Source organism: Stenotrophomonas hibiscicola ATCC 19867 (genome assembly GCF_000382065.1).
Classification (GTDB): domain Bacteria; phylum Pseudomonadota; class Gammaproteobacteria; order Xanthomonadales; family Xanthomonadaceae; genus Stenotrophomonas; species Stenotrophomonas hibiscicola.
Window position 1 is genome coordinate 1 of sequence record NZ_KB907506.1, and the last position, 14738, is coordinate 14738.

Genomic DNA, 14738 nt, shown 5'->3' on the forward strand with positions numbered 1-14738 from the left:
GTTGGTAGGTGTCGACCTTGGTCGACACATCTGTCAGATATCGAATGAGTCATCCACGCATGGCGTGGATCTACTGTGTCCACCAAGGTCGACACCTACCAAAGCGGTGCAAGACGCCGTTCCGACAGATCGCGGCAATCTGTCGAAGGCGGGGTGGGTCCGGTTGCGGGGGCGTGAGCCGCATGGATGCGGCGACCGAGCTTACATGGACGTACTTGCAGCGTCCCCCGCAACCGGACCCACCCCGCCATCCCTCAGCAGACCAGCTGTTGCTGTTGCTCTGGCTCGTAGCAGGTGCAGGGCGCAGCCCTGCCAAGCAAACCCCACCCTATACTTGCCGCCGTGACCGCCTTCCCTGCCCTCGTTCCGCTGGATGCGCCGCTGCTGGTGGGCTACAGCGGCGGTGCCGACTCCACCGTGCTGCTGCACTGGCTGTGGCGCTGCGCCCAGCCCACCGGCACGGCACTGCGTGCGGTGCACGTGCACCACGGCCTGCAACCCGATGCGGACGCCTGGGCGCTGCATTGCCGGCAGCAATGCGCCGCGCTGGGCATCCAACTGGCCGTGCATCGCGTGCAGGTCGACAACCGTGCGGGCCTCGGCCTTGAAGGCGCGGCGCGGCAGGCGCGACGCGCCGCGTTCGCGGCCGAGTTGCGCGAGGGCGAAACGCTGGCACTTGCGCAGCACCAGGACGACCAGGCCGAGACCTTCCTGCTGCGCGCGCTGCGCGGTTCAGGCGTCGACGGCCTTGCAGCGATGTCTGCACACAGCCATCTTGGCGAACATCCCCTGTGGCGACCACTGCTGTCGACGTCGCGCGACGCGCTGCTCCACTACGCCCGGCAGCACGCGCTTCAATGGATTGAAGACCCCAGCAACGCGGAAGACCACGCCGATCGCAACTTCCTGCGCCTGCAGGTGTTGCCGTTGCTGCGCCAGCGCTGGCCGCACGCGGCGTCGGCATTGGCCGGCAGCGCGACGCATTGCCGGCAGACCCGCGAACTGCTGGACGAGGAAGACGCCGAGCTGATCGCGCATCTGGAAGTGGCACCGCGCGTGCTGTCATTGGAACTTCTGCGCCAAGTGTCGCCGGGCCGCGCCGCACGCGTGCTGCGCGCCTGGGTGCTGGGCCATGCTGCAGCACCGTTGCCGGCCACGGTGCTGAAACAGGCGCTGGACGAACTGCTGCCGGCCGGCAACGATCGCCAGGCCCGTGTGCGCTGGCACGATCACGCGATCCAGCAATGGCGCGACCACGCCTACCTGCTGCCAGCCCGGCTACCTGCGCTCCCCCCCGCGTGGCAGGCCGAATGGGACGGACGCGCGCCATTGGCGCTGCCCAATGGCGGACAACTGCGCCTGCAGGGCGCCCCGGCCTTCGAACGCCCATTGCAGGTACGTGCGCGCGCGGGCGGTGAGCGCATCCTGCTACCCGGTCGCCAGCATTCGCACGCGCTGAAGGACTGCCTGCAACGTGAGCGTCTTGCCCCGTGGCGCCGCGCGCAGCTGCCGTTGATCTTCGATGGCCCGCAGTTGCTGGCCGCCGCCGACGTGGTCATCGCCGCGCCCCTGCAGGCCTGGTTGCAGGCGAACGGGGCACAGCTGCGTTGGCGTCCCGGCGGCTGGTGAATTGACCCCCGCGCGCAGCCCGTCCACACTTGCCGCATGGCCAAGAAGTCCCCCGAAAACGCCTCCCCGGTCGCCCAGTTCGAGCAGTCGCTTGAATCGCTGGAACAGCTGGTGGAGCAGATGGAAACCGGCGAGCTGAGCCTGGAAGCCTCGCTCAGTGCTTACGAACGTGGCGTCGGTCTGTATCGCCAGTGCCAGCAGGCGCTGGAACAGGCCGAACTGCGCGTGCGCCTGCTCAGCGATCCGGCGCAGCCGGAAGCATCCGAGCCGTTCGATCCGCCCAGCCATGACGGCTGAGGTTCTGTTCGCGCGCTGGCGCGACCGCATCGAGAGCCAGCTCGACGCCGCCCTGCCCTCGCCCGCCGAGGCCCCGCAACGGCTGCACCAGGCCATGCGCTACTCGGTGCTGGGTGGCGGCAAGCGCATGCGGCCGCTGCTGGTGTACGCCAGTGGCCACCTGTTCGGCGCGCAGCCGGAACAGCTGGACGCGGCGGCGATGGCCGTCGAGCTCATCCACGCCTATTCGCTGGTGCACGACGACCTGCCGGCCATGGACGATGACGCGCTGCGCCGCGGCAAGCCGACCACCCACATCGCCTTCGACGAAGCTACCGCCATCCTCGCCGGTGACGCCCTGCAGACCCGTGCCTTTGGCCTGCTGGCCGATGCGCCGCTGACGGCCACGCTGCGCGTGGCCTGCCTGCAGACCCTGGCCCACGCCTCCGGTGCCTCCGGCATGTGCGGCGGCCAGGCGCTGGACATCGATGCCACCGGCCAGCAACAGACCCTGGCGGCACTGACCCGCATGCATGCACTGAAGACCGGCGCACTGATCCGCGCGGCGGTGCGCATGGGTGCGCTGTGCGGCCAGGCCCACGAACCGCAGCTGGCCCAGCTCGACAGTTTCGCCGATGCACTCGGCCTGGCCTTCCAGGTCCGCGATGACATCCTGGATGTGGAAGCCAGTTCTGAACAACTGGGCAAGACCGCCGGCAAGGACGAGGCACAGGAAAAGAGCACCTTCCCGGCGCTGCTGGGCATGGACGGCGCCAAAGCACAGCTGCGCGAACTGGCAGCGCGCATGCAGGCAACCCTGGCCGGCCATGGCGAGGAAGCCGATCCGCTGCGCGCGCTGGCAACGCTGGCGGTGGAGCGCAATCACTGATTGCTGGCGGCGACGCTGCCGCACTGCGCTCACCGCGCTTGGCCCGGCACGAGCGCCAAACAACAACGCCCGGCAATGCCGGGCGTTGCATGTATCCGCGTGCGGACGAACTTACTTGATCAGGCGCAGCGCGAACGGGTAGCGATAGGCTTCGCCGTTGTTGGCCTTGACGGCGGCAATGATGCAGAACACCAGGCTGACCAGACCAACGATCGGCATCAGGATCGCGCCGATGACGACGATGGTCAGGATCATGCAGATGACCATGGCGATGGCCACGGTGATCTGGAAGTTCAGCGCTTCCTTGGCCTGGTCGGTCACAAAGGCCTTGCCCGCATCATCCTTGTTGATCAACCAGATGATCAGCGCGCCGATGAAGCCGGTGAAGATGCCCAGCAGGTGCGCAGCCAGCGCCATCGTGCGCTGGTCGGCCGGGGCCTCGGTGGTCGCCGGCGGCGGCGGGACGTTATCGAATTCGCTCACGACAAAACTCCTTTTCATTGGGTGGTCTTGACCCACCAGCACCAAGCTGGCTGCGTCAGGCGGGCATAGCTTACGCCATCGACGCCATCAATCATTACCGGCAATGGTCATCCGCCCCACCAGGATCGAGCCGGTGCGGATGTGCGAGCGCGGGTCAACATCACTGCCCACCGCTTCGATGCTGCTGAACATCTCGCGCAGGTTGCCGGCGATGGTGATGCCATCCACCGGATACTGGATCTCGCCATTCTCGACCCGGAAGCCACCGGCGCCCCGCGAATAGTCGCCGGTCACCCCGTTGACGCCCTGCCCCATCAGCTCGGTCACCAGCAGGCCATTGCCCATCTGCCGGGCGATGTCCTGCAGCGCGCCAGCATTGGCGGCCAACTGCAGGTTGTGCACGCCACCGGCATTGGCGGTGGTCTGCAGGCCCAGCTTGCGTGCCGAGTAGCTGCCCAGCACGTAGCGCTGCAGGACGCCGTCACGGACCAGCGCCGAAGCTCGGGTGGCCACGCCATCGCCATCGAAGGCGGCCGAACGCAGGCCACGGCGCAGGTGAGGCAGTTCCTCGATCTGCATCCAGCCGGGGAACAACTGCAGGCCGACGCTGTCCAGCAGGAAGCTGGCCTGGCGGTACAGGGCACCGCCGGACACCGCCGACAACAGGTGGCCGACCAGGCTGCGCGCCACTTCCGGGGCGAACAACACCGGCATGCTGCCGGTGGCCATCGAGCGAGGCTGCAGGCGGGCGACGGTGCGCTCGGCAGCACGACGACCGACCAGGCCCACCTCCTCCAGATCCTCGCGGGCCAGCGCACTGGTGTACCAGCCATCGCGCTGCATGCCATCGCCCTGGCCGGCAATCAGCGCACAGCCCACCGAATGATGGGTGCCGCGCTCACGGCCGATGAAACCATGCGAATTGGCATAGACCGACAGGCTCTGCATGCTTGACACCGAAGCGCCGTCGGAATTGCGGATCTGCGCATCGGCCTCGCGGCCTGCGTTCTCACAGGCCAGGGCCAGGTCCACCGCCTCGTCGGCCTGCAGCGCCCACGGGTGCCAGGCATCCAGATCCGGGAAGTCGGTGGCCATCAACGCGGCCTCGGCCAAGCCGGCAGCCGGGTCATCTTCGGTATGCCGGGCGATCGCACAGGCCTGTTCGACCGTGGCGGCAAGGCTGGCCTCGTTCAGGTCGCCAGTGCTGGCACTGCCCTTGCGTTGCCCGAAATAGACGGTGACGGCGATACCGCGGTCACGGGTGGACTGCACGGTCTCAACCTCGCCAAGGCGGACATTGACCTCCAGGCCACGATCCTCGCTGCAGCTGACCTCGGCCTGGCTGGCGCCCAGCGCGCGGGCACGGTCGAGCAGCTGCTGGGAGAGGTCGGCCAGCCGTTCCAGCCGGGCCGCGCTGTCGTCGCCGACGGCCACTTCAGGGGCGATCACGTTCAATGCTTTATCCTGTACGGGTTGGGCCCGGCATCACGCCGGGCGACTTTTTTGAAATCAGGTATGGACGATGCGCGGACGCGACGAAGAAACCGGTGAATTCCACGACAAGAGCCGCAGCCAGAACCGGCGCGACGCGCTCGACGTCCTGGCCCTGGGCGAGAAGCTGGTGTCGTTGACCCCGGCCCAGCTGGCGCGCCTGCCGATCCCGGAAGACCTGCTGCCGCATATCGCCGAGTGCAAGCGCATCACCGCCCACATCGCCCACAAGCGCCAGCTGGCGTTCCTGGCCAAGCACATGCGGCGCGAAGAAGAGGCCACGCTGGATGCGATCCGCGACGCGCTGGACGCCAACAGCGAGACCGGCCGCCGCGAAGTGGCAATGATGCATCGCGTTGAGGACTGGCGCGACCGCCTGCTGGCCGAGGGTGACAAGGCACTGGCGGCCCTTCTCGACGATTATCCGCAGGCCGATCGCCAGCAGCTGCGCACGCTGGTGCGCAACGCGCAGGCCGAAAAGGCTAGGAACAAGCCGCCGCGCGCCTACCGTGAGATTTTCCAGGTGCTGCGCGGCCTGATGCTGCCGGCCGCGCTTGGCCTGAAGACGGCGGGCGACGAAGACGCCGGCCACGTCGAGACCGACGAAGCCGACGAGGACTGAGTCCGCGCCGGTCGGGGCGGTGGCGCTGGCCATCGCCCGGCTCAGGCCTGGGTACCGCCGACGGTGATGCCCTCGATCAGCAGCGAGGGCTGGCCGACACCCACGGGCACGCTCTGCCCGTCCTTGCCGCAGACGCCCACGCCCTCGTCCAAGGCCAGGTCATTGCCGACCATGCGCACCTTCTGCATGGTTTCCGGACCGTTCCCGATCAGGGTCGCGCCCTTCACCGGCGTGGTGACGCGGCCATCCTCGATCAGGTAGGCCTCGGTCGCCGAGAACACGTACTTGCCGCTGGTGATGTCGACCTGGCCGCCGCCGAAGTTGACCGCGTACAGGCCCTTCTTCACCGAACGGATCATCTCCTGCGGGTCGTGCTGGCCGGCACGCATGTAGGTGTTGGTCATGCGCGGCATGGTCATGTGCGCGAATGATTCGCGGCGGCCATTGCCGGTAGGCGCCACGCCCATCAGGCGCGCATTGAGGCTGTCCTGCATGTAGCCGACCAGGATGCCGTCCTCGATCAGCGTGGTGCACTGGCTGGGATGGCCCTCGTCGTCGATGTTCAACGAACCGCGGCGTCCGTCCAGCGTGCCGTCATCGACGATGGTCACGCCCGGGGCGGCAACGCGCTCACCGATGCGGCCCGCGTAGACGCTGGTGCCCTTGCGGTTGAAGTCGCCTTCCAACCCGTGGCCAACCGCTTCATGCAGCAGCACGCCCGGCCAGCCCGGACCGAGCACCACCGGCATCACCCCGGCCGGAGCCGGAACGGCGTCCAGGTTCACCAGCGCCTGGCGCAGCGCCTCGCGGGCGAAGGCCTCGGGGCGCCCGTCCGCAAACAGTTCTTCATACCCGTAGCGGCCACCGCCGCCTGCATAGCCGGACTCGCGGCGACCGTGGTGCTCGACGATCACCTGTACGTTCAGGCGCACCAGCGGCCGCACATCAGCACCCAGCACACCGTCGCTGCGTGCGATCAGCACCGTGTCGACGCCGCCGGACAGGCTCACCATCACCTGCTTCACGCGCGGGTCGGCGGCACGCAGGTAGCCATCCAGGCGCTTGAGCACCTCGACCTTGGCCTCGTTGCCGATACCATCGATCGGGTCCAGCGCCGGGTACAGCGCGCGCGCGTTGCCACGCAGTAGCGATCGCCCGGATTGGGCACCGCCTTCGCGTGAGATCGCACGTGCCGACTGCGCCGCCGCCAGCAGCGCGTCGGCGTGGATGTCATCGGAATAGGCGAAGCCGGTCTTTTCGCCGGAAATTGCCCGCACGCCCACGCCCTGTTCGATGGAATGGGCGCCATCCTTGACGATGCCGTCTTCCACGCTCCAGCTCTCGCGGCGGGCATGCTGGAAGTAAAGATCACCGAAGTCCACACCGGGGCCAAGCAACTGGCCGAAGGTGCGCTCCAGGCCAGCGGTATCCAGGCCGCCGGGGCGCAGCAGGCGGTCTTGGGCAAGCGTCAGGGCGATGTCAGTCATGGTTCTCGATCTGGGGATGCGGGGGCGCTCAGGCAAGCCCCGTGAACAGGAAGGCCGCGCTCACCGCGGGCGCGGCAGGCCGGTGACGGTCGGTGGAATGGCCGGCGCCGGTGCCGGCGCGGGTGGTGGAGCCTTGTCGCGGCTGCGTTCGATCACTTCCACCTTGGGCTCCTTCCATGGACCGGTCACCTTGTAGGTACGGGCGCCAATCTCGCCCAACGGCTTGGACAATACCGCATTGGTGGCCGCGCCCAACGCCGCTCCCACCGGGCCACCGGCCACTGCCCCCACCACGGTCAGCAGGTTGCCGGCACGCGGGTTGACGTCGATGGTCTGGTCGAACTGCTGGTTGCGCAGGTCGGCCTGGCCGCGGATGGTGATGTTGGCTGCCGGGCCTTCGATCAGCACCTTGTCGGTGCGCGCCATGCCCTGGCCGAACTGCATGCTGCCGTCGATCTGGTTGAACGCGAAGCCCTTGGAGAAGAAGTCGCGGAAGTCGAACATCAGGCGCCGCGGCAGCTGGGTCACGCTGAGCAGGCCCAGCACGCGGCCAGCACCCGGCTCCAGCTCCAGCAGCTGGCCGTTGCGTGCGTGCAGGTCCAGGCGGCCCTGCAGGTTGCCCAGCTGGAAGTCCGACGGCCCCCCGCTCCAGGTGGCCTGCAGCTGGGCCTGGCCGGAGCCACCACGCAGCTGGCCGCCGTAGTCCAGGTTCTGCATCAGTCCGCCCAGATCCTCGCTGCGCACCTGGGCGGTCAGCTCGGTGCGGGCTCCGCCGGCACGGCCCAGCCAGCGACCGCTGATGTCGATCTCCTGGTCCGGCGCGCGGAAGCGCAGCTCGTCCACGTTCAGGCCATTGGCCAACGGTCGTGTGCGCAGCACCGCCTGGCCCAGCACCACCTTGCCGAACTTGAGGTCGGCGATGTCCAGCGCGAACGGCGGCAGCTTGGCCGGGTCCATATCGTTGGCGCCGGCCTGGACCCGGGCCGGTGCGGCCGGTGCATCCGGAGCTGCCGGCAGCGATTGCCAGTGCACACGGTCGAGCTGGCCGCTGATGGTGCCGCCGTCAGCATTGGGGACAGTCAGGCGCCCGGCCAGCGACGGGCCCGCCAGGCGCACGTCCAGCGCCTGCGCGCCCGGATGCAGCTGCAACCGGGTCTGCTCGAAAACGCCACCGATCAGCTTCAATTGACCGACCTGCACGTCCACCGCACGCAGCGGCATCGTGTTGTCATCGCTGCCGCCCCGCGCCAGGCCGATCCACTCCAATGCGTCCAAGGTCGGGCTGCGGCCGTTGACGGTCAATCCGCTGGGCGGCGGCTCGCGATCGACATGGTCGCTGCCCAGCGTCACCTGCACGCCGGTCTGGTTGTTGTGGCTGCGCGCGGCCAGCGCCAGGCGCTGGCCGAACGCCACATCGATGCGGCCGGCACCCATCGGCAGCTGTGCGGCCACGGTGGTCGCCAGCGGCTCGGCAGCCGGTTTGTCCAGCGGCGCCGGCAGATCCAGCCGGGTGCCGACCAGATCGGAGCTCAAGCGCAGCTCGCTGGGCGGCGCAGGAGCACCTGGCGCCACCTTGGGCAGGTTGACCGCGATGGTCCACGGCGAGGTCCCGGTGATGTAGGGCTTGAGCCAGGCCATCTCCGGTGCGCGGTCGATCAGCACGCCGGCGTCAAGCGTGGCCGACAGCTTCGATTCGAAGGCCAGTCTGCTGTCGTGCACGTAGCCACCAGCACGCAGGCTCAGGCGGCCGTCCTGGCCGAGGTGGCGCACCGACAGTTCCTCGGCATCGAAACCGCCATTGCTGTAGCGCGCCTGCCCGTGCATGTTGTCGAAGGCGAGCTGGAAACGCTTGTCGACCAGCTTCACGCCGGCCAGGTCAACCGTCCCCTGCAGATGGCCACCGCCTTTATCGTGGTGCAGCGGTTGCAGCAGATCGAAGGTCACATGCGCCGGGCCCGCTGCGGTGAGGTTGTCCAGGGTATCGCCATAGTCCTTGTGCAGCGGGCTCTGCCGCAGCATGGCCAGCAGTCTGCCGGCCTCGCTCTGTGCATCGGCGCGCACGTACAGCGGCTGCTGCCCGAAATCCTGGATGCCCGCCTCGAACTTCTGCACCGCCACGCCGGCCAGGTCGCCGCGCCCATGCATGTCGAAGCCGGGGCCGATGAAGGCGATATCGGCATCGACCTGGCTCATCAGCGGCCAATCGTGCTGGAAGCGGATGTCGCCATTGGTGATGTGGCCGGTGGCCTCGAAGCGGCCATCGTTGTTGTCGAACGGCCAGTCGTCCAGGTCACCGGTGACCAGGCCGACGCCGCCACGTACCTGGCCGCCGGCCAGTGCCATGTCCAGCCAGTCGGTGGCGCCCTTGCTCATCTTGGAGTGGATCCAGAAGCGCTTGGCCGCCGTCATCGGCACGTCGTCCAGCTTGGCGGCCAGCTGCAGCCACGGCCGCGTACCGTCGCCCTGGAACCACACACCGCCGCGCACGTCGGCCGCATAGTCGGTACCTTCCACACGCATCGCCGGCGTCCCGATCCGCCAACCACCGCCCTCGTCGCGCCAGCCCACGATCTGCCCGGCCAGCTGCAGGTCGTGGCGCACGCCGAAGCCGGTGGGCCAATCGAACTGCAGCTGCCGTTGCGGCTGCAGCTGCAGGCTGAAGCCATTGGCATCGCCTTCGAAACGCCCGCCAAGGCCGCGCAGCCCCGGTGAATTGCCGACGCTTGCAAAGCCCAGCGACTGCAGTTCACCCTGCGCCCACAATGGGCCATCGCGTTCGCCGGCCAGCTGCAACGCGCGCACGTCCAGCTGCGGCCTGGACAGGAACAGCCAGCGACGCAGGCCCGGCTCAAGGCGATCGCTCAGGGCCAGCGCACGCAGCGCGATGCCGGCCTGCACTTCACCGGAACGCACCCGCAGCTGTTTGCCGACCTGCAGCTGCAGGCCATCGAGGCGCTGCTCGCCGTCTTCATTCTTCAGCCGCAGGCGCGGTACCTGCAGCGCCCAGCCCTCGGCCTGGCGCTGCCAGCGCAGGCGGGCCTGCAGTCGCTGCAGCTGCAGCTGCGGCGCCGCCATGCCGGGTATCGGTGCGCCATCGATGCGCACGTCGCGCAGGTCCGAATCCGTGGTCACCGCCACCGGCACGAATTCGCGCAGGGTCAACCACAGGTTGAGTTCGCCCTTGCCCTCGCGCAGGCGCACACCGCCGGCCGCCAACAGCGGAGACCAGGCATGGAAATCGACCGGATCGGCGCCCAGCCAGGCCTCGCCGTTGCCACGCGTGCGGTCCACATCCAGCACCGCAGTCAATGGCAGCGCTTCGGCCTGGGCCCAGGCGCGCACGCCCACGCGCAGGCGATCGCCATTGACCCGCAGGCGCAGGTCGATGCGCGGCAGCGTGGTGTCGATGCCCAACGTCGGCGAGTGCACGCCCAGGCGCCCCCCGATCACCTGCAGCTCGCCCAGCCGGCGCAGCGCATCCAGCGGATCTCCACCGTCGGCGGACTGTGGCAGCCCACGCACCGACCAGCGACCGCTTGCATCCTGCTGCAGATCCAGCGCCAGCCCACGCAGGCGCAACTCGGTCAGCGAACGGCCAGGCAACAGGCCGCTGTACATCGATACCAGCACCTCGGCCTCGCCAATGGCCAGGCCGCGGCCCGCGCCGATATGCAGGCCTTTGAGCTGCAGCAACGGGCCACGACGGGTCCAGGCCGTCTGCAGCTGGTCGAAACGCACCGGCTGGCCGGCACGTTCGCTCAGCCAGGCCGCAATCCTGTCGGGGTGGCGCTCGGCCAGCGGCAGCAGCTGGCTGAGGGTGCCCACCAGCAGTGCCAGCCCGACCAGGCCCACCGCGCAGGCGGCAATGAGATGACGGCGGATCCTTCGCAGTCGCAGGCGCGGCGGCGCGCTCATCGGCCACCGCCGGCCTGCAGCCGGCGAGGATCAGAGCAGAACGACATCGAACTGCTCCTGCAGGTATTGCTCGTCCGCCTGGAAGCGGATGCTCTTGCCGAGGAATTCCTCCAGCTCGGCCACCGCCGCCGATTCCTCGTCGGTGATGCGCGCGACCACCTTGGTCGAGGCGATCACCAGCAGGCGCGCGGCGTCGAACTGGCGCACCGCGCGGGTGATCTCGCGGAAGATCTCGTAGGTCACCGTCTCGGTGGTCTTGATGCTGCCGCGGCCGCTGCACTGCGGGCAGGTTTCCGACAGCTGGCGCTCCAGGCTTTCCACCGTGCGCTTGCGGGTCATCTCCACCAGGCCCAGCGGCGAGAAGTCATAGACTGTTGTCTTGGCATGGTCGCGCGCAAGCGCCTTTTCCAGCGTGCGCAGCACCTGGCGGCGGTGCTCGGCATCATCCATGTCGATGAAGTCGATGATGATGATGCCGCCCAGGTTGCGCAGCCGCAGCTGCCGCGCCACCGCCTGCGCAGCCTCCAGGTTGGTGCGGAACACCGTTTCTTCCAGGTTGCGCTGGCCGAGGAACGAACCGGTATTGACGTCGATGGTGGTCATCGCCTCGGTCTGGTCGATCACCAGGTAGCCACCGGATTTCAACGGCACCTGCTTGTCCAGCGCGCGGCCGATCTCGTCCTCCACCCCGAACATGTCGAAGATCGGGCGATCGCCGGAATACAGCTCCAGCTTCTCGGCCAGCACCGGCATGTACTTGGCGACGAAGGCCTGCAGCTGGCCGAAGGTCTCCTTCGAGTCCACCTTCACCTTGTCCACATCCTTGCGGATCAGGTCGCGCACCGAACGCAGCGGCAGGCTCAGGTCTTCATAGATGATGCTGCACGAGGGCGCTTCGCGGCCACGGCGCTCGACCACGTTCCACACGCGCGACAGGTAGGCGATGTCCTCGGCGATGGCCTCGGCCGGCTGGCCTTCGGCGTTGGTGCGCACGATGTAGCCGTAGCCGCCGTGCTGCGCCGACAGCTCGGTCACCAGCGCCTTCAGGCGGGCGCGCTCGGCTTCGTCCTCGATGCGCGCCGACACGCCCACCACCTTGGACTGCGGCAGCAGCACCATGTAGCGCGAGGGAATGCTGATCTGCGTGGTCAGGCGTGCGCCCTTGGTGCCGATCGGGTCCTTCACCACCTGCACGACGATGTCCTGGCCGTCACGCAGCAGCTCGACAATCGGCACGCTGGCCGGCGGCGGCAGGGTGGTGTTCTCGGTATCGGCACTGGCCACCGGCGCCGGCCGCACCACGTCATTGGCGTGCAGGAACGCGGCGCGCTCCAGCCCGACTTCGACGAAGGCGGCCTGCATGCCGGGCATGACCCGCTGCACCTTGCCCTTGTAGATGTTGCCGACCACACCCCGGCGCCAGCCACGCTCGATGTGCAGTTCCTGCAGCATGCCATTTTCGATCACCGCGACCCGGGTCTCGCGCGGGGTCACGTTGACCAGGATTTCCTCAGACATCTGCAGCCTCCCTGGCGGCATCGGCGGTGGGGGCCGGCACGCCGCAGCGCGCCAGCAAACGATCGGTGTGCAGCAACGGCAGCCCCATGACGCCGGAGTAGCTGCCGGACAGGTGCTCGATCCAGCGCTCGGCCCCGCCCTGGATGGCGTAGGCACCGGCTTTGTCCAGCGGTTCGCCGGTGGCGACATAGGCGGCGATGTCGGCAGCGTCGATCGGGGCGAAGGTCACTTCGGAAATGACCAGTTCGCTGTCCAGCCCGTCCGCGCCGACCACCACTACGGCCGTCATCACCTGGTGGGTACGCCCGGCAAGACGCGCCAGCATCCCCCGGGCATCGGCAGCGTCGGCGGGCTTTCCAAACACCTCGCCATGCAGCACCACCTCGGTGTCCGAACCAAGCACCCTCGCCTGCGGGTCATTGGCCAGCACCCGGGCCAGGCCGGCGCGTGCCTTTTCGGCGGCGACCCGGCAGACGTACTGTTCGGCGCTTTCAGCGGGCGCACGCTGCTCGACGACCTCCAGATCCAATGCCTGGAAGGGGCGTCCGAGTCGGGCCAGCAGCTGGTTGCGTCGGGGGGAGCGGGAAGCTAGGTAGAGCATCGGCACAGCATAACCTGAGGCCGCCACCTGAATCGTCGGCAACCCGTCCCGGAACGCGTTCAACCCCGAACGGACTCACAACGCGTTCATCGCTACGACACCACCCTCAACGGCACAACAAGGAGATCCCATGCGCCTGACTGCCACCCCGCTGCTGCTCGCCCTGTCCCTCGCCCTTGGAACCTCGATGACCGCCCATGCCGCTCCGTCCTCGCCATCGATCGCCGCACCGGCCGAGGGCACGCTGCTGAACATCTCGGCCAATGCCGAGGCCACCCGCGTGCCTGACGTGGCCACGCTGTCGGCCGGCGTGGTGAGCCAGGCTGCCGATGGCAACAGCGCCATGCGCCAGAACGCCCAGCAGATGGACAAGGTGCTGGCCGCGATCAAGGCCGCCGGCATCGCCGAGCGCGACGTGCAGACCAGCGGCGTCAGCCTCAACCCGCAGTACCGCTACGCCGACAACGAAGCGCCGAAGATCACCGGTTACCAGGCCAGCAACACGGTCAGCCTCAAGGTGCGCGACATCGCCAAGCTCGGCAAGGTGCTGGACGCGCTGGCCGCGCAGGGCGCCAACCAGATCAACGGCCCGAGCTTCGAGATCGACCAGCCGGAACCAGTGTATGACGAAGCCCGCCTGGCTGCGCTGAGGAAGGCCCAGGCCCGCGCCCAGACCTATGCCAAGTCACTGGGCCTGCAGGTGCGCCGCATCGTCAGCATCTCCGAGAACAGCAATGGCGGTTTCCGCCCGATGCCGATGATGCGCACCATGGCGGCCGGTGCGGCGATGGACAAGGCCACCCCGGTCGCGCCGGGTGAATCCACCGTCTCGGTCAACCTGGACGTGGTGTTCGAACTGGGTCGCTGAGCCGTTGGTCATTGCCGACAGAGGCGGGTTCCCCAGGGGACCCGCCTTTTTTCGTGCATTCCGACGGCAGTGGCTGAAGGCCAGCCCAACACGGGTGCCCCTGCCTCTATGCAGTGGCCGCCCGGGCGCGCTACTGATGCACTGCCAGCCGCGTGCGGCAACCCCGCCACGGGCCCTGGTGCGTTGAGGACTTCGTCACTGGCATGGAGGTGGACCATGGTTCGTACGTATCCCGTTGCATCCCTGCACTTCGACCCCGCCCGCGTTGCCGCCTGGAGCGCGGCGATCGCCCTGCACCTGCTGGCCTTCCTGTTGTTGCTCATCCCTGCGACCTACCAGGCCGTGCAGGCCCCGCGTGAAAAGACCACGGTCAGGCTGATCGAGAAGATCCCGCCAACGCCGCCGCCCCCGGTGCTGGAACAGCCCAGGGAGGTCGCCCGGGTCGTACCGAAGCCACAGACGCAGCCGGCCGCGCCGCCGCTTCCAGCTCCTACCGCAACCGTGGAAGAAGCCCAGGGCATCGCGCTGCCGGCCGCCGAACCGGCCCCGCCCCAGCTTGCACCGAGCATCGATACCTCCGCACCACTGGCCGGTGCCCAGCTGCAGTACCGCAGCGCCCCGCCGCCGGCCTATCCGCTGGCGGCATTGCGCAACCGCGAACAGGGCACTGTGCTGTTGCGGGTAGAGGTGGACACCCGCGGGCAGCCGACGGGGGTCAGCATCGAGCGCAGCAGCGGTTCGCGCAGCCTGGACCAGGCCGCGCGCCTGCAGGTGCTCCGGCACTGGCGCTTCGAGCCGGCCCAGCGTGATGGCGTGGCGGTACCGGCCATCGGCATGGTGCCGGTGCAGTTCTCGCTGCCGGAGTGAAGTGATCGCCGGCCCGGCCACCTGCCGGGCCGGCGCTTCCCTGCACGTGCCAACGGACGGAACCGGATCAACCGTTACCGATTAAGCAAAAA

At 68.4% G+C, this 14738-nt stretch carries 12 protein-coding genes; 6 read left to right on the forward strand and 6 right to left on the reverse strand.

Annotated features, from left to right (window positions below):
• Nucleotides 1-342: 342 nt before the first annotated feature.
• From tilS to G370_RS0119575, 3 genes are read left to right on the forward strand one after another with little or no spacing between them, the layout of a single operon-like run.
• The gene (gene tilS, locus G370_RS0119560; protein WP_026347278.1) at nt 343-1629 is read left to right on the forward strand and encodes a tRNA lysidine(34) synthetase TilS; all 1287 of its coding nucleotides are present in this window, start codon (nt 343-345) and stop codon (nt 1627-1629) included.
• Nucleotides 1630-1665: 36 nt separating this feature from the next.
• Nucleotides 1666-1926 carry an exodeoxyribonuclease VII small subunit gene (locus tag G370_RS0119570; RefSeq protein ID WP_005410522.1) on the forward strand — a complete coding sequence of 87 codons (261 nt, stop codon included), beginning with the start codon at nt 1666-1668 and terminating at the stop codon, nt 1924-1926.
• The gene (locus G370_RS0119575) at nt 1916-2794 is read left to right on the forward strand and encodes a polyprenyl synthetase family protein (protein WP_019662099.1); all 879 of its coding nucleotides are present in this window, start codon (nt 1916-1918) and stop codon (nt 2792-2794) included. The genes G370_RS0119570 and G370_RS0119575 overlap by 11 nt, the downstream gene beginning before the upstream one ends.
• Nucleotides 2795-2905: 111 nt before the next feature.
• On the opposite strand, the gene G370_RS0119580 is transcribed toward G370_RS0119575, so the two are convergent.
• Both G370_RS0119580 and pmbA read right to left on the reverse strand, forming a co-directional pair.
• Complete coding sequence (locus tag G370_RS0119580) at nt 2906-3277, reverse strand: DUF4870 domain-containing protein (protein WP_019662100.1); 372 nt, start codon at nt 3275-3277, stop codon at nt 2906-2908.
• An 87-nt stretch (nt 3278-3364) separates the two neighbouring features.
• On the reverse strand, nt 3365-4732 hold the full coding sequence (pmbA, locus tag G370_RS0119585) for a metalloprotease PmbA (RefSeq protein ID WP_019662101.1): 1368 nt from the start codon (nt 4730-4732) through the stop codon (nt 3365-3367).
• A gap of 67 nt (nt 4733-4799) precedes the next feature.
• Here pmbA and yjgA point away from each other — a divergent pair, with 67 nt between their 5' ends.
• Nucleotides 4800-5390 carry a ribosome biogenesis factor YjgA gene (gene yjgA, locus G370_RS0119590; protein ID WP_019662102.1) on the forward strand — a complete coding sequence of 197 codons (591 nt, stop codon included), beginning with the start codon at nt 4800-4802 and terminating at the stop codon, nt 5388-5390.
• A 41-nt stretch (nt 5391-5431) separates the two neighbouring features.
• Here yjgA and tldD read toward each other — a convergent pair whose 3' ends face one another.
• The 4 genes from tldD to G370_RS0119610 are packed head-to-tail and all read right to left on the reverse strand — an operon-like array spanning nt 5432 to nt 12911.
• On the reverse strand, nt 5432-6877 hold the full coding sequence (gene tldD / locus G370_RS0119595) for a metalloprotease TldD (protein ID WP_019662103.1): 1446 nt from the start codon (nt 6875-6877) through the stop codon (nt 5432-5434).
• A 60-nt stretch (nt 6878-6937) separates the two neighbouring features.
• Nucleotides 6938-10792 (reverse strand): YhdP family protein, encoded by a 3855-nt coding sequence (locus G370_RS0119600; RefSeq protein WP_019662104.1) that lies wholly within the window; start codon nt 10790-10792, stop codon nt 6938-6940.
• A gap of 30 nt (nt 10793-10822) precedes the next feature.
• The gene (gene rng, locus G370_RS0119605; protein ID WP_019662105.1) at nt 10823-12310 is read right to left on the reverse strand and encodes a ribonuclease G; all 1488 of its coding nucleotides are present in this window, start codon (nt 12308-12310) and stop codon (nt 10823-10825) included.
• Nucleotides 12303-12911, reverse strand: coding sequence for a Maf family nucleotide pyrophosphatase (locus tag G370_RS0119610; RefSeq protein WP_019662106.1), 609 nt, complete (start codon nt 12909-12911; stop codon nt 12303-12305). The genes rng and G370_RS0119610 overlap by 8 nt, the downstream gene beginning before the upstream one ends.
• A 130-nt stretch (nt 12912-13041) precedes the next feature.
• On the opposite strand from G370_RS0119610, the gene G370_RS0119615 reads away from it, so the two are divergent.
• Nucleotides 13042-13779, forward strand: coding sequence for an SIMPL domain-containing protein (locus G370_RS0119615; protein ID WP_019662107.1), 738 nt, complete (start codon nt 13042-13044; stop codon nt 13777-13779).
• 216 nt (nt 13780-13995) lie between these two features.
• Entirely contained in the window at nt 13996-14646 is a 651-nt protein-coding gene (locus G370_RS0119620) for an energy transducer TonB (protein ID WP_019662108.1), read from the forward strand.
• Nucleotides 14647-14738 lie beyond the last annotated feature (92 nt).

Coding starts and splice junctions, on each gene's coding strand:
- G370_RS0119610 (WP_019662106.1), bottom strand. CDS start 12,911: ATGCTCTACCTAGCTTCCCGCTCCCCCCGACGCAACCAGCTGCTGGCC.
- rng (WP_019662105.1), bottom strand. CDS start 12,310: ATGTCTGAGGAAATCCTGGTCAACGTGACCCCGCGCGAGACCCGGGTC.
- G370_RS0119570 (WP_005410522.1), top strand. CDS start 1,666: ATGGCCAAGAAGTCCCCCGAAAACGCCTCCCCGGTCGCCCAGTTCGAG.
- G370_RS0119575 (WP_019662099.1), top strand. CDS start 1,916: ATGACGGCTGAGGTTCTGTTCGCGCGCTGGCGCGACCGCATCGAGAGC.
- G370_RS0119615 (WP_019662107.1), top strand. CDS start 13,042: ATGCGCCTGACTGCCACCCCGCTGCTGCTCGCCCTGTCCCTCGCCCTT.
- yjgA (WP_019662102.1), top strand. CDS start 4,800: ATGCGCGGACGCGACGAAGAAACCGGTGAATTCCACGACAAGAGCCGC.
- tldD (WP_019662103.1), bottom strand. CDS start 6,877: ATGACTGACATCGCCCTGACGCTTGCCCAAGACCGCCTGCTGCGCCCC.
- G370_RS0119620 (WP_019662108.1), top strand. CDS start 13,996: ATGGTTCGTACGTATCCCGTTGCATCCCTGCACTTCGACCCCGCCCGC.
- G370_RS0119600 (WP_019662104.1), bottom strand. CDS start 10,792: ATGAGCGCGCCGCCGCGCCTGCGACTGCGAAGGATCCGCCGTCATCTC.